This window comes from Variovorax sp. P1_H2, from assembly GCF_056405295.1.
On the sequence record NZ_JBFUCJ010000091.1, the window covers coordinates 13,054 to 30,329 of the forward strand.

Consider the following 17,276-nt stretch of genomic DNA (forward strand, 5'->3'; position numbering starts at 1 on the left):
GGCGCCGCGGAGCGTCAGGCGGCCGCCGCCGCGGCGGCGCGCCGCTCGCTCAGCCGCTTGGCCRGGCGCGGCAGGATCATGACGGCCAGCACGATGATCACCAGCACGATCGACATCGGGCGCTGGAAGAACACCGCCGCGCTGCCTTCGCCGATCGACATCGCGTTGCGCAGCTGGGCCTCGGCCAGCGGCCCGAGGATCATGCCGACCACCACCGGCGCGGTCGGGAAGTCGAAGCGCCGCATGACGACACCCAGCAAGCCGATGGCATAGAGCAGCACCAGGTCGAAGGCGCTCTGGCGCATGCCGTAGGCACCGACCGTGGCGAAGATCAGGATGCCCGCATAGAGCTGCGGCTTCGGGATCTTGAGGAGTTTGACCCACAAGCCGACCATCGGCAGGTTCAGCACCAGCAGCATCACGTTGCCGATGTAGAGCGAGGCGATCAGCGCCCAGACCAGCGCGGCCGAGGTCGTGAACAGCTGCGGACCCGGCTGGATGCCGTAGTTCTGGAACGCGCCGAGCAGGATCGCCGTGGTGTTCGAGGTCGGGATGCCCAGCGTCAGCAGCGGAATCAGCGCGGCGGTCACGGTGGCATTGTTGGCGGCTTCGGGTCCGGCCACGCCTTCGATGGCGCCCGTGGTGCCGAACTCGGCCTTGGCATCGGCGTCCTTGGCCAGCTTCTTCTCGGTCGCGTAGCTCAGGAAGGTCGGGATCTCGGTGCCGCCGGCCGGGATGCAGCCGAAGGGCGTGCCGATGGCGGTGCCGCGCAGCCAGGCGGGGATCGAACGCTTCCAGTCGCGCGGCGTCATGTGCACGCGGCTCAGCTTGTTCTGGGCTTCGACCACCTTGCCCTCGTAGAGCACGGCATACAGCACCTCGGCCACCGCGAACAGGCCGACCGCCACCAGCACGATCTCGATGCCGTCGAGCAGTTCGGGAATGCCGCCGGTGTAGCGGCCCTGGCCCGAGATCTGGTCGAGCCCGATGCAGCCGGCCGCGAGCCCGATGAACAGCGCCGTCATGCCGCGCAGCGTGCTCTTGCCGAGCACCGCGCTGACCGTGGTGAAGGCCAGCAGCATCAGCAGGAAGTACTCGGGCGGGCCGAGCTTGACCGCGAAGTCGGCGACGAAGGGCGCGAACAGCGTCACGATGACGGTCGCGATCGTGCCGGCCACGAAGGAGCCGATCGCGGCGGTCGCGAGCGCGGCGCCCGCGCGCCCGCTCTTGGCCATCTTGTTGCCCTCCATCGCGGTCACCATGCTGGCSGTCTCGCCCGGCGTGTTCAGCAGGATCGAGGTGGTCGAGCCGCCGTACATGGCGCCGTAGTAGATCCCCGAGAAGAAGATCATCGAGGCCGTGATGTCGACCTTGCCGGTGATCGGCAGCAGCATCGCCACCGCCACCGCCGGCCCGATCCCGGGCAGCACGCCGACCGCCGTGCCGAGGGCGCAGCCGATCAGGCACCAGAGAAGGTTCGCGGGCGTGATCGCCAGCGCGAAACCATGCATCAATGCGTTGAAGATTTCCATGTCAGGCCTCCCGCCGGGCCGCCCCAAGGGAGGCCTGTGCCCCCTCGGGGGGCAGCGAATACACGAAGTGATGAGCGTGGGGGTTTCTCATTTCAGGCCTCCCGCCGGGCCGCCCCAAGGGAGGCCTGYGCCCCCTCGGGGGGCAGCGAATACACGAAGTGATGAGCGTGGGGGTTTCTCATGTTTAGATCCAGCCCGTGGCCGTCAGGCCCGGCAGGTTGATCGCCAGGAACTTGGTGAACGTCCAGAACACCGGCGCCGCGATCAGCAGGCCGGTCACGAAGTCGGTGAGCCAGGTGCGCGGCGAGTTCACGCCGCCCTGCCCGCTGGCGCGCCGCAGGCCCTGCACCGCGAGCAGGTAGCACAGCGTGCAGCTCAGGATGAATCCGATGCTGGTGATCAGCGCCGCGTTCAGCAGGAGCCCGGCCGACACCCAGACGAAGCCGGCCCAGTACGGCTGGCTGGCGCCCGAGGGTTCTTCCATGTCGCGAAAGCCGCCGGTACGCGATTCCCAGAGGATCCAGGCCCCGCAGACGGTGAGCGCGACCGACACCAGCCAGGGCAGGAAGTTGGGCCCGACGCCGCCGTAGCCGGCCTCGGAGGAGATGTCGATGGCGCCGAAGGCCAACGCGAGCCCGGTGATGAGCACGCCGAGGCCGACCAGGGTCTGGGGCCAGATCGCGGGTGGCAGGAATGAAAGTGAGTCGTTGTTGGACATTGTTCTGACCTCGCAGAGAGAGGGAAGGACGGCGGCAGCCTGTCGAGCGCGATCAGGCCGGCGCCGGGCCGCCCCAAGGCGACCCGCGGCCCCTCGGGGGGCAGCGAGTACACGAAGGGATGGAGCGTGGGGGCAAGCCCGTCACACCATCCCGGACTTCACCATGGTCGCGCGCAGGCTCGCGAACTCGTCGTCGACGAACTTGGCGAAGGCCTCGCCGGACAGCACCGCGGGCGTCCAGTCGTTCTTCTTCAAGGCTTCGCCCCACGAGGGCGWCTTGAGCGCSGCCAGCACCATGTCGGTCAGSGCCTTGCGCTGYKCGGGCGTGATGCCGGGSGCACCGTAGACGCCGCGCCAGTTGCCGATCTCGACATCGATGCCCTGCTCCTTGAGYGTCGGCACGTTGACGCCCGGCAGCCGCTGCGCCGAGGTGACGGCAATGGCCTTCATCTTGCCGGCGTTGATGTACTCGGCGAATTCGCTGAAGCCGCTGCCGCCCACCGTGACGTTGCCGCCCAGGATCGCCGCCGTGGCCTCGCCGCCGCCCCGGAAGGCGACGTAGTTGATCTTCGACGGATCAACGCCGACCTTCTGCGCGATCATGGCCGCCGCGATGTGCTCGGTGGAACCGCGCGAGCCGCCACCCCACTTGACGCTGCCCGGGTCCTTCTTGAGCTGTTCGACCACGTCCTTCATGGACTTCAGCGGCGAACTGGCCGGCAGCACGAAGACGTTGTATTCGCTCGTGATGCGCGCGATCGGCGTGGCCTGCGACAGGCTCACCGGCGGCTTGCCGGTGATGATGCCGCCGAGCATCACGGCGCCCATGATCATCATGGCGTTCGGGTCACCCTTGGAGCCGTTGACGAACTGCGCCAGGCCCAGCGCACCGGCCGCGCCGCCCTTGTTGTCGAAGGTCACGGTGTCGGCCAGCTTGGCATCGGTCAGCGCCTTGCCCAGCGCCCGTCCGGTGGTGTCCCAGCCGCCGCCCGGATTGGCGGGAATCATCATCTTGACATTGGGGGCGGCCCAGGCCGACAACGGCAGGGCTCCGGTGGCGGCCAGGGCGGCCAGTGATTTCAAAAAGGTATCGCGACGCATGCATGTCTCCTTGGATTTGGGCAAGCTGAGTGGAAGCTGACGCCGCTATGATGCGCCGCCCCGCTGTCAGTTGGCTGTCCGCTGCACTGGGGTAAACACCGAAAATCGCGCCATGAAGCTGCTGCTAGTCGAAGACGATCCCTCGATGCAAACCACCTTGCAGCGCACGCTCGGGCGGCGCCAGATCGATGTCCGCATCTGCGGCGACGGCGCCCAGGCGCTGGCGCAGTGGCAGGCGCTGGAGCCCGACGTGGTCGCGCTCGACCTCAGCCTCCCCGGGCTCGACGGCCTGCAGGTGCTGGCCCAGGCCCGAGCGGCCGGGCTGCGCACGCCGGTGCTGCTGCTGACCGCCCGCGGCACCGTCGGCGACCGCATCGTCGGCCTCAACGCCGGCGCCGACGACTACCTGCCCAAGCCCTTCGACCTGGACGAACTCGAGGCCCGCATCCGGGCACTCAAGCGGCGCCACCAGGGCGCCGGCGCCGATGTCCCGGCGCGCCTGCCGGAGGTCGGCGGCCTGCGCTACGACCCCGACAGCGGCGCGATCTACCACCGCGCCGAGGTGCTCGAACTGACGCCGCGCGAACTGGCCCTGCTGAAGGCGCTGATGGTCAAGCCCGGCCACGCGGTCAGCAAGGAGCGCCTGTTCGAGCTGGTGTTCCCGGGCGAGGCCGACGTGCAGTACGAGGCCATCGAGGTGGTCGTCTACCGGCTGCGCAAGAAGCTCGCCGCCACCGGCGTCACGCTGATGACGCTGCGCGGCCTCGGCTACCTGCTGCGCGAAGAGGCGTGATGCGGGCGGCCTCGCTGCGCGCCCGGCTGCTGCTCGGCATCCTCGGGCCGATCGCGCTGTTCATCGTCATCAACAGCGTCAGCCTCTACCGCCAGAGCCTGGCCGCCGCCACCACCGCCTACGACCGCACCCTGCTGGCCTCGGCCAAGACCATCGGCGAGCAGCTCGACGTCGTGGGCTACGACGACGCGGCCTCGCTGCGCGCCATCGTCCCCTACTCCGCGCTCGAGGCCTTCGAGGCCGACAACCAGAGCCGGATGTACTACCGGGTCTCGGCGCTCGACGGCCAGATGGTGTCGGGCTTCGAGGAACTTCCCTTCTGGCGCGGCAAGCTGCCGAACCGTCCGCCCTATGCGGCGTTGGTCGACTTCTACGACGCCGAGTTCCGGGAGATGCCGGTGCGCGTCGCGGTGCTGCTGCAGCCGGTCGCCAGCGCCAACGGCCGCGGCATGGCCGTGGTGCAGGTGGCCGAGACGCTCGAGCTGCGCGAGACGCTGGCGCGCAAGCTGCTCGTCGACACGCTGTGGCGGCAGTTGGTGCTGATGGGCGTGATCGCCGCGGTCACCGTGGTCGTGGTGCAGCGCGCCACCCGCCCGGTGCGCGCCCTCGGCGAAGCGATCCAGGCCCGCGCCGCCGACGACCTGTCGCCGATCGACGCGACCGATGCGCCGCGCGAGCTGCGCCCCCTGATCGACGCCACGACCCAGGTGATGGGCCGCCTGCGGCGCCTGCTGGACCACCAGAAGCGCTTCGTGCGCGACAGCGCCCACCAGCTGCGCACGCCGCTCGCGGTGCTCAAGGCGCAGGTGCAGTCGGCGCGCCGCGGCGACGTGCCGCCCGACCAGGCGCTGGGCGAGATCAGCGAGACCGTCGAACGCGCCACCGCGCTCGCCAACCAGATGCTGTCGCTGGCCAAGGTCGAGCAGCTGCGCCAGCAGCCGGAGTCGATCACCCTGGACCTGGCCGAGGCGGTGCGCGCCGTGGCGCTCGACCTGTCGCCGCTGGTCGCCGACAAGGCACTCGATTTCGAGCTCTCCACCGGCCCGGCGCCGGTCCCGGTGCGCGCCCATCTCTGGATGCTGCAGGAGCTCACGCGCAACCTGCTGCACAACGCGATCAAGCACAGCCCGCGCGAGGCGATGCTCACGGTCCAGGTGCGAGCCGAGGGCGGCGAGGCGCTGCTGCGGATCAGCGACCAGGGCCGCGGCATCTCCGACGAACTGCGGCAACGGCTGTTCGCGCCGTTCGCGGCCGGCGACGTCGCCAGCGGCTCCGGCCTGGGGCTGGCGATCTGCCACGAGATCGTGCTGGCGCTGGGCGGCAGCATCGCGCTTCGGAACCGGGAAGCCGGCGGACAGACCGTCGGCCTCGATGCTGTCGTGCGAATTCCGCTGGCGCGCGACAATGGCTGAACTCATGGACCGTCTTCGCATCGACAAATGGCTCTGGGCCGCGCGCTTCTTCAAGACGCGGTCGCTGGCCGCCGACGAGATCGGCAAGAACCGCGTGCAGGTCAACGGCGATGTCGCCAAGGCTTCGCGCGAGGTCAAGGTGGGCGACACCGTGACGATGCGGCTCGGCAGCGTGTCGCGCGTGGTGTGGGTGCGCGGCATCAGCGGTCAGCGCGGCCCGGCCCCGGTGGCGCAGAAGCTCTACGAAGAAACGCCCGAGAGCCTGGCGGCCCTGGCCGCGGCCCGCGAACAGCGCCGGCTCGGCAGCGAGCCGGCACTGAGCATCGCGCAGGGCCGCCCGACCAAGCGCGACCGGCGCGAGCTCGACGGCGCCCGGCGCGCCGACTGGGACAGCCGCTGGAGCGCCTCCATCGCGCCCGACGACGACGAATAAGAGAACCCTCGCCCATGGCCAGCTTCAGAAAATACCGTGTCGGCAGCAAGTTCAGTCTGGCCGCCATCGATCCCGCCGCCACGCCCTTCCTCGACGGCAACGAGGCCGCCCAGCGCGAGCAGCTCGACACGCTGGCGATCGAGCTCGACCGGCTGCAGAACCTGCTGCACGCCGAAGGCCGGCGCAAGCTGCTGCTGGTGTTGCAGGGACTGGACACCAGCGGCAAGGACGGCACCATCCGGTGGGTGTTCGCGCGCACCTCGCCGCTCGGCGTCAAGGTGACCGCCTTCAAGGCCCCGACAGAGAACGAAAGCGCACACGACTTCCTCTGGCGCTGCCATGCGGTGGTGCCGCGCGCCGGCGAGATCACCGTCTGGAACCGCAGCCACTACGAGGACGTGCTGGTGCCGGTGGTCGGCGGCAGCATCGACCGCGACGAGACCCGGCGGCGCTATGCGCGGATCAATGATTTCGAACGGCTCCTCACGGAAACCGGCACCGTGGTCGTGAAGTGCATGCTGCACATCAGCAAGGACGAGCAGCGCGTGCGCCTGCAGGCCCGGGTCGACGACCTCGACAAGCAATGGAAGTTCTCGCTCGGCGATCTCGAGGTCCGCAAGCAGTGGGATGCCTACCAGGCCGCCTACGAGAAAGCGCTGGTCGCCACGTCGACCGACGACGCGCCCTGGCATGTCATCCCGGCCGACAACAAGCATCACCGCAACCTGATGATCGCCAAGCTGCTGGTGAAGACGCTCACGGGCATGAAGCTGCGCGTACCGGCCGCCGATCCCGCCCTGAAGGGGCTGGTCGTCGAATAGCGGGCTGAGTGCTGTGCAGAGCGTCGTCGCGGAAGGCGCATGGCGCCATGGACCTTGCGATGAAACAAATCCGACGATTGATCGGCCACGGCATTTCGCTCGGCGGCCTTGCCGTGCTGCTCTCGCGCGCGATCTGAGCCAGGCCCGGATTCAGAACTTCGGCACGACGCCGTAGGCAATGATCGCCAGGAAGCCGACGATGCCGACCATCATGAGCACCGGGCCCCACTTGCGCTCCCGCCAGGCAAAGCCGACGGTCATGATGGCGGCGAAGGTGACGGCGACGACGGAAGCGAGTTCCAGGGTGAGTTCGGGCATGGCGGAATGTTACCCGGGCGTCTCGCCGCCGACCGCGCCGAATGGCGCCCAGACGGGGCAGTACGTCGCCGCGCTTGATCTGGATCACGTTCCGCTTGCCCCGAGCGCCGACCGGCAACGCCGGCGCCGGCCCCCGCTCCGCCGGGCCCGGGGCGCCTGAACAAGAGAAAAGCCCGACAGATCGATGATCTATCGGGCTTTTTTTGGAGGCTCCAGAAGAATCTGGAGCCTGTGTTTGGCGGAACCGGAGGGATTCGAACCCTCGATGAGGCTCTACACCCCATACTCCCTTAGCAGGGGAGCACCTTCGGCCACTCGGTCACAGTTCCTGAGCCGTCGATTATGCCATCTTCAAGCGGTCGGTTGGTCCAGATCGAAGGCTTTATGCAACGCGCGGACCGCGAGTTCCATGTATTTTTCGTCGATCACGACCGAGGTCTTGATCTCGCTGGTCGAGATCATCTGGATGTTGATGCCCTCCTCGCTCAGCACGCGGAACATCTTGCTGGCCACGCCAACGTGGCTGCGCATGCCGATGCCGACGATGCTGACCTTGCAGATCTTGGTGTCGCCGACGATGTCGGCCGCGCCCAGCGTCGGCAGCACCTTGGCCTTGAGCAGGTCGACCGCGCGGGCGTAGTCGTTGCGGTGCACCGTGAAGCTGAAATCGGTGCGCCCATCCTTGCTCAGGTTCTGGATGATCACATCGACTTCGATGTTGGCGTCGGCGATGGCGCCGAGAATGTGATACGCGATGCCCGGCTTGTCGGGCACGCCCAGCACGGAAATCTTGGCTTCGTCGCGGTTGAACGCAATGCCGGATACGACGGCTTGTTCCATGTTTTCGTCTTCCTCGAAAGTGATCAGCGTGCCTGACTTGGCTTCTTCATTGATGTCGATGTCCCACGGCGTGAAGCTCGAAAGCACACGCAGCGGCACCTTGTACTTGCCGGCGAACTCGACCGAGCGGATCTGCAGCACCTTGGAGCCCAGGCTCGCCATCTCGAGCATCTCCTCGAAGCTCACGGTCGCCAGGCGGCGCGCGTCAGGCTCGACGCGCGGATCGGTGGTGTAGACGCCGTCGACGTCGGTGTAGATGAGGCATTCATGCGCCTTCATCGCAGCGGCGATGGCCACTGCCGAGGTGTCGCTGCCGCCGCGGCCGAGCGTGGTGATGTTGCCGGCGTCGTCGACACCCTGGAAGCCGGTGATCACGACCACACGGCCGGCATCGAGGTCGGCGCGCACGCGCTCGTCGTCGATGCTCTCGATGCGCGCCTTGGTGAAGGCGCTGTCGGTCTTGACCTGAACCTGCCAGCCCGCATAGCTCACGGCCTGCAGGCCCTCGGCCTGCAGCGCGATGGCCAGCAGTGCCGACGAAGCCTGCTCGCCGGTCGAGGCCAGCATGTCGAGTTCGCGGTTGTGGTCGTCGTCGGGCGTGCCGGAGGCGAGTTCCTTGGCAAGCCCGAGCAGGCGGTTGGTCTCGCCGCTCATGGCGCTCGGGACCACGACCATCTGATGGCCGGCGCGTGCCCACTTGGCAACGCGTTTGGCGACATTCCGGATGCGCTCGGTCGAGCCCATCGACGTGCCGCCGTATTTATGAACGATCAATGCCATGGGTGAAAGTCAAAGAGAAAATTTCGGATGCCGCACGGCCGGCCGTTGCGGGTCAATGCTGATCAATGCTGATATTCGCGCGCCCGCCGGGCCGAAATCAGCGCGAGGGCTGCGGGCTACGGCAAGGGCGAAGCATTGTACCAACGCAGCACCGGCCCCTCGCGCTCGACCCGCCCGGCCGCGATCTTGAGGCGGATATGGTGGCCGCGCGTGCTGCAGGCCGCGATCTGGGCCAGCAGTTCCTGCAGCTGCGCTTCGCTCGGCACCGCGCCATGGTCGCGCTTCAGCCAATGGCGCAAGGCGTTCGCGAGCCGCTCCGGCGACAGCGTGCGCAGGACCGCCAGCGCCGGTGGCGAACCCGCGGCCGAAAGATCCTCGGCGGCGAGCTCGGCCAGCAAGGCCGAGGCCCTGGCCGCGTTGCGCGCCGAACGGGCGAAGGTCTCACGAAACTGCGGCAGCGCCAGCCCGAGCGCCGGCAGCACCTGCCGACGGATGCGGTTGCGCGTATAGCGCAACTCGGCGTTGGTCGGATCGTCGACGTACGCCACGCCGCTCGCGGCCAGCCATTCGCGCAGCGCTTCGGCATGCACCTCCAGCAGCGGCCGATGGAAACACACGCCGTGGCGCGCGATCTGCCGCGGCATCCCGGCCAGCCCGTCGAGGCCGGCGCCACGGCCGAGCGCGATCAGCATCGTCTCCACCTGGTCGTCGGCATGCTGGGCCAGCGCGATGTGATGCATCCCGTGAGCCAGCGCCAGCGCCGCCAAGGACGCGTAGCGGGCGCGCCGGGCAACGTCCTCGGGGCTCTCGCCCGGCGCATGGCGGGCATCGACACGGCCCGAATGCAGGGGCACGCCGAGCGCAGCGCAGGCGGCGGCGCAGTGGGATTCGAAGTCATCGGCGGCCTGCTGCAGGCCGTGGTGCACGTGCAGCGCATGCACCTGCCCCGGCCAGCGGGCAGCGGCGGCGTGCAACAGCGCGGTGGAATCGGCGCCGCCGCTGAAGGCGATACCCAGCGGCAAGGGAGCCGCAGCCCAGGATGCGAGTGCTTGGGCTGCCGGGTTTTCCATTGAAGCTGAGCGAGCGCGGGACCGGGAGCTCCGGCCGCCCCGCACCCTACTTGCCGCTGTCGGCCTTGGTGTCGGCGAAGCGGCCGTAGCTCTGCAGCCGCTCGTAGCGGCGGTTCAGCAGGTCCTTGGTCGACAGGTCGCCGACCTGGCGGAAGGCATCGTTGAGCGCCCGCTTGAGGAAGGCAGCCATCTGGCGGTGGTCGCGGTGGGCGCCGCCGACCGGCTCGTTGACGATCTTGTCGACCAGGCCGAGCGCCTTGAGGCGGTGCGCCGTGATGCCCAGCGCATCGGCCGCTTCCTGGGCCTTGTCGCTGGTCTTCCAGAGGATCGAGGCGCAGCCTTCGGGGCTGATCACCGAGTAGATCGAGTACTGCAGCATCACCAGCTGGTCGCCGACCGAGATCGCCAGCGCGCCGCCGGAGCCGCCCTCGCCGATGATCGTCACAATGATCGGCACCTCGAGCTGCGCCATCTCGAAGATGTTGCGGCCGATGGCCTCCGACTGGCCGCGCTCCTCGGCGTCGATGCCCGGGTAGGCGCCCGGCGTGTCGACGAAGGTGAAGACCGGCAGCTTGAATTTCTCGGCCGTCTTCATGAGCCTGAGCGCCTTGCGGTAGCCCTCGGGCTTGCTCATGCCGAAGTTGCGCGCGGTGCGCTCCTTGGTGTCGCGGCCCTTCTGGTGGCCCAGCACCATGCAGGGCGTGCCGTTGAAGCGCGCCAGGCCGCCAACGATCGACAGGTCGTCGGCGAAGTGGCGGTCGCCGTGCAGTTCGACGAAATCCGTGAAGATCTCGTTCACGTAGTCGAGCGTGTAGGGGCGCTCCGGATGCCGGGCGATCTTGGTGATCTGCCACGGCGTCAGGTCGCTGTAGATGTCCTTGGTGAGCTGCAGGCTCTTCTTGCCCAGCTGATCGATTTCTTCAGAGATGTCGACCGCCGATTCGGTCTGCACATAGCGCAGTTCTTCGATCTTGCTTTCGAGCTCGGCCACGGGCTGCTCGAAGTCGAGAAAGGTTCGTTTCGCCAACGTCTTCTCCTGTTTTTCAATATGCGACCGGTAGCGGGTCGAGCGATCGCCAAATATACCAAGTCGCGACGCTGCAATACGGCGCCCAGGCGACCGCCACCTCGCGGGCGTCGCTGCGGCTGACCGGATCGCCGGAAAAATAGTTCTGGCTGATACCGGTGATCAGGCCCGGATCGTCCAGCGGCAGCACGTTGGGCCGCATCAGGTGGAAGATCAGGAACATCTCGGCGGTCCAGCGTGAGATACCGCGGATCGCGACCAGTTCCGCGATGATCATCTCGTCGGACATGTTCTCCCAGGCGTTGACATGCACCGCGCCCGAGTCGAAATGGATCGCCAGGTCGACCAGGTATTCGACCTTGCGCACCGACAGGCCGGCGGCGCGCATGTCGTCGACCTTGAGCTTCAGCACGCTGGCCGGCGTCAGCTTGCGCGGCAGCTCGAGGAAGCGGCTCCACACCGTCTGCGCCGCCTTCACCGAGATCTGCTGGCCGACGATGCTGCGGGCGAGCGTCGTGAAGGCGTCGCCGCGGGACTCCAGGCGAACGTCGCCGAAGCGCGGAATCAGCCGCTTCATCACGCGGTCCTTTTTTGCGAGATGCCGGCAGGCCTCCTCCCAGTAGTCGGGCGTGAAGACCTGGACGATCGGCTCCTTGGCGGCGGACATGGGTCGGGCGGCGGCGCTCACTGCGCCGAGGTCCAGGTGGTGCCGCTCGCCGAGTCCTTCAGCACGATGCCCTGGGCCAGGAGTTCGCTGCGGATGCGGTCGGCCTCGGCGAAATCCTTCGCCGCCTTGGCCTCGGCGCGCTGCTGGATCAGGGCCTGGATGGTCGCGTCGTCGAGCGTGCTGCCGGCCTGCAGGAAGGCCTGCGGCTCGGATTGCAGCAGGTTCAGGCAACCGGCCAGGGCCTTCAGCAGGCCCGCGGACTCGCGCGACTGCGTGCGGTTGACTTCACCGGCCAGGTCGAACAGCACGGCTACCGCCTCGGGAGTGCCGAAGTCTTCGTCCATGGCCGCCTTGAAACGTGCGGCATGGGCGTTGTTCCAGTCGATCGCTACCGGCGCCGGCGGCACCAGGGCGAGCGCGTTGTAGAGCCGGCGCAGCGAATTGCGCGCGTCGTTCAGGTGCACGTCGCTGTAGTTGAGCGGGCTGCGATAGTGCGCCCGGACGACGAAGAAGCGGACGGTCTCGGCATCGAACTGCTTCAGCACGTCGCGGATCAGGAAGAAGTTGCCCAGGCTCTTGGACATCTTCTCGTCGTCGATGTTGATGAAGCCGTTGTGCATCCAGGTGCGGGCCAGCGGCTTGCCATTGGCGCCTTCGCTCTGGGCGATCTCGTTCTCGTGGTGCGGGAACTGCAGGTCGGCGCCGCCGCCATGGATGTCCAGCGTCGCGCCGAGCAACTGGCAGGCCATCGCCGAGCACTCGATGTGCCAGCCGGGCCGGCCCGGGCCGAATTCGCTCGCCCACTTCACCTCCTCGGGCTCGCTGGCCTTGGCGCTCTTCCAGAGCACCGGGTCGAGCGGGTCGTCCTTGCCGTCGAGCACCGCCACGCGCTCGCCGGCATGCAGCTCGTCGAGCGACTTGCCGCTCAGCTTGCCGTAGCCCGGGAACTTGCGCACCGCGAAATTGACATCGCCGTTGGGCGAGCGGTAGGCCAGGCCCTTGTGCTCGAGCGTGGAGATCATCGACAGCATCTGCGGAATGAACTCCGTGGCCCGCGGTTCGTGCGTAGGCCGTTCGATCCCGAGCGCGTCGGCATCCTCGTGCAGGGCGTCGATCATCCGATCGGTCAGGGCCCGGATGCTCTCGCCGTTCTCGACCGCCCGGCGGATGATCTTGTCGTCGATGTCGGTGATGTTGCGCACGTAGTCGACCGCCAGGCCCGAAGCCTTGAGCCAGCGCTGCACCACGTCGAAGGCGATCATCGAGCGCGCGTGGCCCAGGTGGCAGTAGTCGTAGACCGTCATGCCGCACACGTACATGCGCACCCTGCCGGGTTGCAGTGGGGAAAATTCCTCCAGTTCACGCGACAGCGTGTTGTAGATGCGAAGACTCATGAGGCTCGGAAACGTCGGTTCGCGCACGCACGGAAACGGGCGAACGATGGGGGTTTTTCAGGGGTGACGGGGGTGTGGCGACGGGCGGCTGGACATGCCCCCTCGGCTACAATGGCGCCCATTGTAAACGGCCACCGCCGGAAGTTTTCCGCGTGTTTACGAGGCCCGTCTCCTCTCACTCCCGAGGCTCCATGCAGCACGCCGCCTTCTCCCCCCTCCCCGTCTCCCGCAGCTTCCGAGCCATCGCGGCGCTCCTGTTCGCCCTGCTGGCCGGAGCCGTCCACGCCGACGACTATTCCGACGTCAACACCCTGCTGCGCCAGGGCAAGGCCGACCAGGCGCTGGCCAAGGCCGACGCCTACATCGCCGGCAAGCCGCGCGACCCGCAGATGCGATTCCTGCGCGGCGTGATCCTGACCGAGCAAGGCAAGCAGGCCGACGCGGTCGAGGTCTTCACGGCCCTGACCCAGGACTTCCCCGAACTGCCCGAGCCCTACAACAACCTGGCCGCGCTCTACGCGGCGCAGAGCCAGTTCGACAAGGCCCGCGCCGCGCTCGAGATGGCGATCAAGCTCAACCCCGACTACGCGACCGCGCACGAGAACCTCGGCGACGTGTATGCGCGGCTGGCGGCCCAGTCCTACGCCCGGGCGCTGAAGCTGGAGGCCGGCAACACGACCGTGCCGCCGAAGCTCGCGCTGGTGCGCCAGATGTTCGGCGTGCCGGCCTCGGACGCCCTGCCGCCGGCAACCCCGCCGGTGCGCAAGCCGGTGCGCAACTGACCCCTTTCCAGAACGCGCTGCGGCGCACGCACACGAAAGCGATCCACCCGTGATTCCTCAAGTCCTTTCGCGCCGCCGGGCCCTCGCTCTGGCCGCCACGCTGGCCCTGGCCGCCACCGCTGCGCCCAGCTGGGCCCAGAGCGCGCCGCGTGTCAAGCTCGCCACCTCGGCCGGCGACATCGTGGTCGAGCTGGCGCCCGAAAAGGCACCCAAGACGGTCGACAATTTCCTGCAGTACGTCAAGGACAAGCAGTACGACGGCACGGTGTTCCACCGCGTCATCGACGGCTTCATGATCCAGGGCGGCGGCTTCACGCCCGACCTGAAGCAGAAGCCGACCCGCGCGCCGATCCCGCTCGAGGCCAAGAACGGCCTCAAGAACGACAAGTACACGATCGCCATGGCGCGCACCTCCGACCCGAACTCGGCCACCGCGCAGTTCTTCATCAACGTGAAGGACAACGCCATGCTCGACGCCCCCAACCCCGACGGCTACGGCTACACGGTGTTCGGCAAGGTGGTCTCGGGCACCGAGGTGGTCGACAAGATCCGCGCCGCACGCACCGGCAACAAGGGCGGCATGCAGGACGTGCCGGTCGAAACCATCACCATCCAGTCCGCCACCCTGGCGAAATAAGCAAAGGAACACTGCCATGAGCAACCCGCAAGTCGAACTGCACATCAAGGACAAGGGCGTCATCACGCTCGAACTCGATCAGGACAAGGCCCCCAAGACGGTCGCCAACTTCCTCGAGTACGTGAACAAGGGCCACTACGACAACACCGTGTTCCACCGCGTGATCCCCGGCTTCATGGTGCAGGGCGGCGGCTTCGAGCCCGGCATGACCCAGAAGCCGACCGGCGCCGAGATCCAGAACGAAGCCAACAACGGCCTCAAGAACGACAACTACACGGTCGCCATGGCGCGCACCAACGCGCCCCACTCGGCCACTGCGCAGTTCTTCATCAACGTCGCCGACAACGGCTTCCTGAACCACACGGCACCTTCGGCCCAGGGCTGGGGCTATGCGGTGTTCGGCAAGGTGATCGGCGGCAAGGAAGTGGTCGACGGCATCAAGGCCGTCAAGACCGGCCGCAAGGGCTTCCACGACGACGTGCCGCTCGAGGACGTCGTGATCGAGAAGGCCGTCGTCAAGGCCTGACGGCATGACCCCCACGCTCGTCACTTCGTGTACTCGCTGCCCCCCGAGGGGGCCGAGTCCGCCTTGGGGCGGCCCTGCGGCGGACTGACCTTCCATGGCGGCATTCGCCGAGATCGTCGCGCCGCCCGGCTGGCGCACGGTCGACCTGATCTCCGACCTGCACCTGCAGGCGTCGGAGCCGGCCACGGTGGCCGCCTGGCAGGGCTACCTCGAGACCACCCCGGCGGATGCCGTCTTCATCCTCGGCGACCTGTTCGAGGTCTGGGTCGGCGACGACGCCGCCGCCCTGCCCGGCTTCGAGGCGCAATGCGCCGACCTGCTGCGGGCGGCGTCCGCGCGCCGGCCGGTCTTCTTCATGCACGGCAACCGCGACTTCCTGGTCGGTGCGGACTTCGCGGCGCGCTGCGGCATGACGCTGGTCGCCGACCCGACCGTGCTGGTGCTGCACGGAGAGCGCTGGCTGCTGAGCCACGGCGACGCGCTGTGCCTCGAAGACACCGAGTACCTGCGCTTTCGTGCCCAGGTGCGCACCCCCGAATGGCAGCGGGCGCTGCTGGCCCGTCCGCTCGAGGAGCGCCGCACGCTCGCGCGTTCGGTGCGGGCCCAGAGCGAAGACCGCAAGCGCAGCCCGGACATGGTGTGGGCCGATGTCGACGCCGACGCCGCACGCGACTGGCTGCGGCAGGCCGGCGCCCACACGCTGGTGCACGGCCACACCCACCGGCCGGCGATCCACGACCTCGGGCAAGGCCTGCGCCGGATCGTTCTGAGCGACTGGGACGTCGCCGCGCATCCGCCGCGCGCCCAGCTGCTGTGCCTGTCGAGCGCAGGCGCCCAGCGCGTCGACCTGCGCTGATGTTCGGCTGGCTGCGCAGGCTGCGCGCGCCCCCCACGATCCCGGATGCGGCCTGGCAGGCCACACTGACGCGCTACCGCTTCCTGACCGAACGCCCGGCCGCCGAACAAGTCCGCTTGCGTACGCTCGCGGCCGAGTTCCTGCGCGACAAGGAATTCCACGGTGCGCACGGCTTCGTGATCACCGACGAAGTGGCGCTGGCGATCGCCGCCCAGGCCGTGCTGCCGGTGCTCAACCTGAAGGGCGGCCTGCGCTGGTACGACGATTTCGTCGGTATCGTGGTGCACCCGTCCGAGGTGGTTGCGCACCGCACGACCACCGACGCCACGGGCGTGGTCCACCAATACGACGAGATCGTCGCCGGCGAGGCGATGGACCGCGGCCCGGTGATGCTGAGCTGGCAGGACGTGCTGGCCAGCAGCATCACGCGCGCGGAGGGCTACAACGTCGTGATCCACGAGTTCGCCCACAAGATCGACATGGCGCAAGGTGCGGCCGACGGCTGCCCGCCGCTGCCGCCGGGCTTCCTCGGCACGCACAGCGCGAAGGAGGCGCGCGCCGCCTGGTTCGGGGTGCTCCAGCCGGCCTACGAGGCTCTGCGCGAGAAAGCCATCATGGCCGAGCGCTTCGACGGCGAAGCGCCCTGGCTGGACCCCTATGGCGCCCAATCGCCGGCCGAATTCTTCGCCGTCGCCTGCGAGGCCTACTTCGTGAACCGCTCGGCGCTGCAGGCCGAGTTCGGCCCGCTGGCGGCGCTGTTCGACGCCTTCTTCAGCGCAGCGCAAAGCCGCTGAGCACGGTCGCCCCGCGGCGACCGCCCCCTCACTTGCGCAGCAGCGCCTTGAGCGCGTTCTGCAGCCGCCTGGCGGAGCTCGCGTCGTGGCTGGCGGCCAGCACCTTGCTCGCATCCTGGCCCCAGGTCTGCTCCGGCGTCAGGTCGCCGCGCCGGGTCAAGAGCTTGAGCTGCAGGGCGCGACGGGCCTCGATCTGGTCGGCCGGCGTCGGCACCTCGGCCGCCATCTCGAGCCGCAGCAGCGCCTCGGCAGCATCGGCGGGCTGCGCCGAAGGTGCCGAGCCGATGGCCTGCGACCAGCTGCTGCGCACCGCCGGCGTCACCGCGCGGCCCAGTTCCTGGACGCTGGGCAGTTGTGCGGCGTCGCGCTTCTCCCAGGCCCCGAGCACCTGCGTGAGCGCCTCGCCATGGGCCTGCGACGCCAGCTTGCGCAGCGCGAACTCGGCCCGTTCGAGCGCTTCGCGCTGGGCCCGGAAAGCCGCGTCGCCGAGGCGCGGGCCACGGTCCTCGCGCGGTGGGCGGTCGCCGAATCGGCCACCCGCCGGGCCGCCGCGCTCACCCGGACGCGCCGGACGGTCGCCGGATCGAGCGCCGGGGCCGCCCGGTCCGCGGGCATCTCGACGCTCGCCGAACTTGCCACCCCGCCCTGCGGGCACGGCGTCGGCCTTGCGGTTGCCGGGGCGGTCGTCGCCRCGCACCGCGATCACCGGCTTGGGGGCCGGCTTCGGCGCTGCCGCGGGCGCCGCGGCCTCGGCATCGGAGCGGGCCGAGGGATC

18 protein-coding genes, 1 tRNA gene and 1 pseudogene are annotated in these 17,276 nt (G+C 68.6%); 9 read left to right on the plus strand and 11 right to left on the minus strand.

Annotated elements, in window-relative coordinates:
- Nucleotides 1-14 precede the first annotated feature (14 nt).
- From AC1D2E_RS25545 to AC1D2E_RS25555, 3 genes are all read right to left on the minus strand, one after another.
- Entirely contained in the window at nt 15-1,532 is a 1,518-nt protein-coding gene (locus AC1D2E_RS25545) for a tripartite tricarboxylate transporter permease (RefSeq protein ID WP_478199996.1), read from the minus strand.
- Between the two features lie 184 nt (nt 1,533-1,716).
- The gene (locus tag AC1D2E_RS25550) at nt 1,717-2,250 is read right to left on the minus strand and encodes a tripartite tricarboxylate transporter TctB family protein (protein ID WP_478199997.1); all 534 of its coding nucleotides are present in this window, start codon (nt 2,248-2,250) and stop codon (nt 1,717-1,719) included.
- Between the two features lie 141 nt (nt 2,251-2,391).
- Nucleotides 2,392-3,351: a Bug family tripartite tricarboxylate transporter substrate binding protein gene (locus tag AC1D2E_RS25555; protein WP_478199998.1), complete on the minus strand. Its 960-nt coding sequence runs from the start codon at nt 3,349-3,351 to the stop codon at nt 2,392-2,394.
- 112 nt (nt 3,352-3,463) lie between these two features.
- Here AC1D2E_RS25555 and AC1D2E_RS25560 point away from each other — a divergent pair, with 112 nt between their 5' ends.
- The 4 genes from AC1D2E_RS25560 to AC1D2E_RS25575 are packed head-to-tail and all read left to right on the plus strand — an operon-like array spanning nt 3,464 to nt 6,810.
- Entirely contained in the window at nt 3,464-4,144 is a 681-nt protein-coding gene (locus AC1D2E_RS25560; protein ID WP_478199999.1) for a response regulator, read from the plus strand.
- The gene (locus AC1D2E_RS25565) at nt 4,141-5,556 is read left to right on the plus strand and encodes a sensor histidine kinase (protein ID WP_478200000.1); all 1,416 of its coding nucleotides are present in this window, start codon (nt 4,141-4,143) and stop codon (nt 5,554-5,556) included. Before AC1D2E_RS25560 ends, AC1D2E_RS25565 begins: the two co-directional genes overlap by 4 nt.
- Before the next feature lie 4 nt (nt 5,557-5,560).
- Nucleotides 5,561-5,989 (plus strand): RNA-binding S4 domain-containing protein, encoded by a 429-nt coding sequence (locus AC1D2E_RS25570; RefSeq protein ID WP_478200001.1) that lies wholly within the window; start codon nt 5,561-5,563, stop codon nt 5,987-5,989.
- Nucleotides 5,990-6,003: 14 nt separating this feature from the next.
- Nucleotides 6,004-6,810: a PPK2 family polyphosphate kinase gene (locus AC1D2E_RS25575; protein WP_478200002.1), complete on the plus strand. Its 807-nt coding sequence runs from the start codon at nt 6,004-6,006 to the stop codon at nt 6,808-6,810.
- Between the two features lie 150 nt (nt 6,811-6,960).
- On the opposite strand, the gene AC1D2E_RS25580 is transcribed toward AC1D2E_RS25575, so the two are convergent.
- From AC1D2E_RS25580 to cysS, 7 genes are all read right to left on the minus strand, one after another.
- Nucleotides 6,961-7,128 (minus strand): hypothetical protein, encoded by a 168-nt coding sequence (locus AC1D2E_RS25580; RefSeq protein WP_478200003.1) that lies wholly within the window; start codon nt 7,126-7,128, stop codon nt 6,961-6,963.
- A 236-nt stretch (nt 7,129-7,364) separates the two neighbouring features.
- A tRNA-Ser gene (locus AC1D2E_RS25585) sits at nt 7,365-7,457 on the minus strand.
- Between the two features lie 22 nt (nt 7,458-7,479).
- The gene (locus AC1D2E_RS25590; RefSeq protein WP_478200004.1) at nt 7,480-8,748 is read right to left on the minus strand and encodes an aspartate kinase; all 1,269 of its coding nucleotides are present in this window, start codon (nt 8,746-8,748) and stop codon (nt 7,480-7,482) included.
- 116 nt (nt 8,749-8,864) lie between these two features.
- A complete protein-coding gene (gene tilS, locus AC1D2E_RS25595; protein WP_478200005.1) occupies nt 8,865-9,818 on the minus strand; it encodes a tRNA lysidine(34) synthetase TilS in 954 nt (317 codons plus the stop codon).
- 46 nt (nt 9,819-9,864) lie between these two features.
- Entirely contained in the window at nt 9,865-10,845 is a 981-nt protein-coding gene (locus AC1D2E_RS25600; RefSeq protein ID WP_478200006.1) for an acetyl-CoA carboxylase carboxyltransferase subunit alpha, read from the minus strand.
- A 16-nt stretch (nt 10,846-10,861) separates the two neighbouring features.
- Entirely contained in the window at nt 10,862-11,512 is a 651-nt protein-coding gene (locus AC1D2E_RS25605) for a DNA-3-methyladenine glycosylase family protein (protein WP_478174290.1), read from the minus strand.
- A 17-nt stretch (nt 11,513-11,529) separates the two neighbouring features.
- Nucleotides 11,530-12,906, minus strand: a complete 1,377-nt coding sequence (gene cysS / locus AC1D2E_RS25610) for a cysteine--tRNA ligase (protein ID WP_478200007.1) — start codon at nt 12,904-12,906, stop codon at nt 11,530-11,532.
- Nucleotides 12,907-13,097: 191 nt separating this feature from the next.
- On the opposite strand from cysS, the gene AC1D2E_RS25615 reads away from it, so the two are divergent.
- The 5 genes from AC1D2E_RS25615 to AC1D2E_RS25635 all read left to right on the plus strand — a co-directional run bounded on the left by AC1D2E_RS25615 (nt 13,098) and on the right by AC1D2E_RS25635 (nt 16,501).
- Entirely contained in the window at nt 13,098-13,688 is a 591-nt protein-coding gene (locus tag AC1D2E_RS25615; RefSeq protein ID WP_478200008.1) for a tetratricopeptide repeat protein, read from the plus strand.
- 49 nt (nt 13,689-13,737) lie between these two features.
- Complete coding sequence (locus AC1D2E_RS25620) at nt 13,738-14,325, plus strand: peptidylprolyl isomerase (RefSeq protein ID WP_478200009.1); 588 nt, start codon at nt 13,738-13,740, stop codon at nt 14,323-14,325.
- Nucleotides 14,326-14,341: 16 nt separating this feature from the next.
- Nucleotides 14,342-14,851, plus strand: coding sequence for a peptidylprolyl isomerase (locus AC1D2E_RS25625; protein ID WP_478174293.1), 510 nt, complete (start codon nt 14,342-14,344; stop codon nt 14,849-14,851).
- 94 nt (nt 14,852-14,945) lie between these two features.
- Nucleotides 14,946-15,707: a UDP-2,3-diacylglucosamine diphosphatase gene (locus tag AC1D2E_RS25630; protein WP_478200010.1), complete on the plus strand. Its 762-nt coding sequence runs from the start codon at nt 14,946-14,948 to the stop codon at nt 15,705-15,707.
- Nucleotides 15,707-16,501 carry a M90 family metallopeptidase gene (locus AC1D2E_RS25635; protein ID WP_478200011.1) on the plus strand — a complete coding sequence of 265 codons (795 nt, stop codon included), beginning with the start codon at nt 15,707-15,709 and terminating at the stop codon, nt 16,499-16,501. The genes AC1D2E_RS25630 and AC1D2E_RS25635 overlap by 1 nt, the downstream gene beginning before the upstream one ends.
- A gap of 28 nt (nt 16,502-16,529) precedes the next feature.
- Here the strand turns inward: AC1D2E_RS25635 and AC1D2E_RS25640 are convergent.
- Nucleotides 16,530-17,276, minus strand: a pseudogene (locus AC1D2E_RS25640) (DUF349 domain-containing protein); the annotation flags it as partial.

Bases quoted from the DNA above. Each gene is read 5' to 3' on its own strand.
- AC1D2E_RS25575 (WP_478200002.1), top strand. From the start codon at position 6,004: ATGGCCAGCTTCAGAAAATACCGTGTCGGCAGCAAGTTCAGTCTGGCC.
- AC1D2E_RS25550 (WP_478199997.1), bottom strand. From the start codon at position 2,250: ATGTCCAACAACGACTCACTTTCATTCCTGCCACCCGCGATCTGGCCC.
- AC1D2E_RS25560 (WP_478199999.1), top strand. From the start codon at position 3,464: ATGAAGCTGCTGCTAGTCGAAGACGATCCCTCGATGCAAACCACCTTG.
- cysS (WP_478200007.1), bottom strand. From the start codon at position 12,906: ATGAGTCTTCGCATCTACAACACGCTGTCGCGTGAACTGGAGGAATTT.
- tilS (WP_478200005.1), bottom strand. From the start codon at position 9,818: ATGGAAAACCCGGCAGCCCAAGCACTCGCATCCTGGGCTGCGGCTCCC.
- AC1D2E_RS25635 (WP_478200011.1), top strand. From the start codon at position 15,707: ATGTTCGGCTGGCTGCGCAGGCTGCGCGCGCCCCCCACGATCCCGGAT.
- AC1D2E_RS25580 (WP_478200003.1), bottom strand. From the start codon at position 7,128: ATGCCCGAACTCACCCTGGAACTCGCTTCCGTCGTCGCCGTCACCTTC.
- AC1D2E_RS25570 (WP_478200001.1), top strand. From the start codon at position 5,561: ATGGACCGTCTTCGCATCGACAAATGGCTCTGGGCCGCGCGCTTCTTC.
- AC1D2E_RS25615 (WP_478200008.1), top strand. From the start codon at position 13,098: ATGCAGCACGCCGCCTTCTCCCCCCTCCCCGTCTCCCGCAGCTTCCGA.
- AC1D2E_RS25605 (WP_478174290.1), bottom strand. From the start codon at position 11,512: ATGTCCGCCGCCAAGGAGCCGATCGTCCAGGTCTTCACGCCCGACTAC.
- AC1D2E_RS25625 (WP_478174293.1), top strand. From the start codon at position 14,342: ATGAGCAACCCGCAAGTCGAACTGCACATCAAGGACAAGGGCGTCATC.
- AC1D2E_RS25630 (WP_478200010.1), top strand. From the start codon at position 14,946: ATGGCGGCATTCGCCGAGATCGTCGCGCCGCCCGGCTGGCGCACGGTC.
- AC1D2E_RS25590 (WP_478200004.1), bottom strand. From the start codon at position 8,748: ATGGCATTGATCGTTCATAAATACGGCGGCACGTCGATGGGCTCGACC.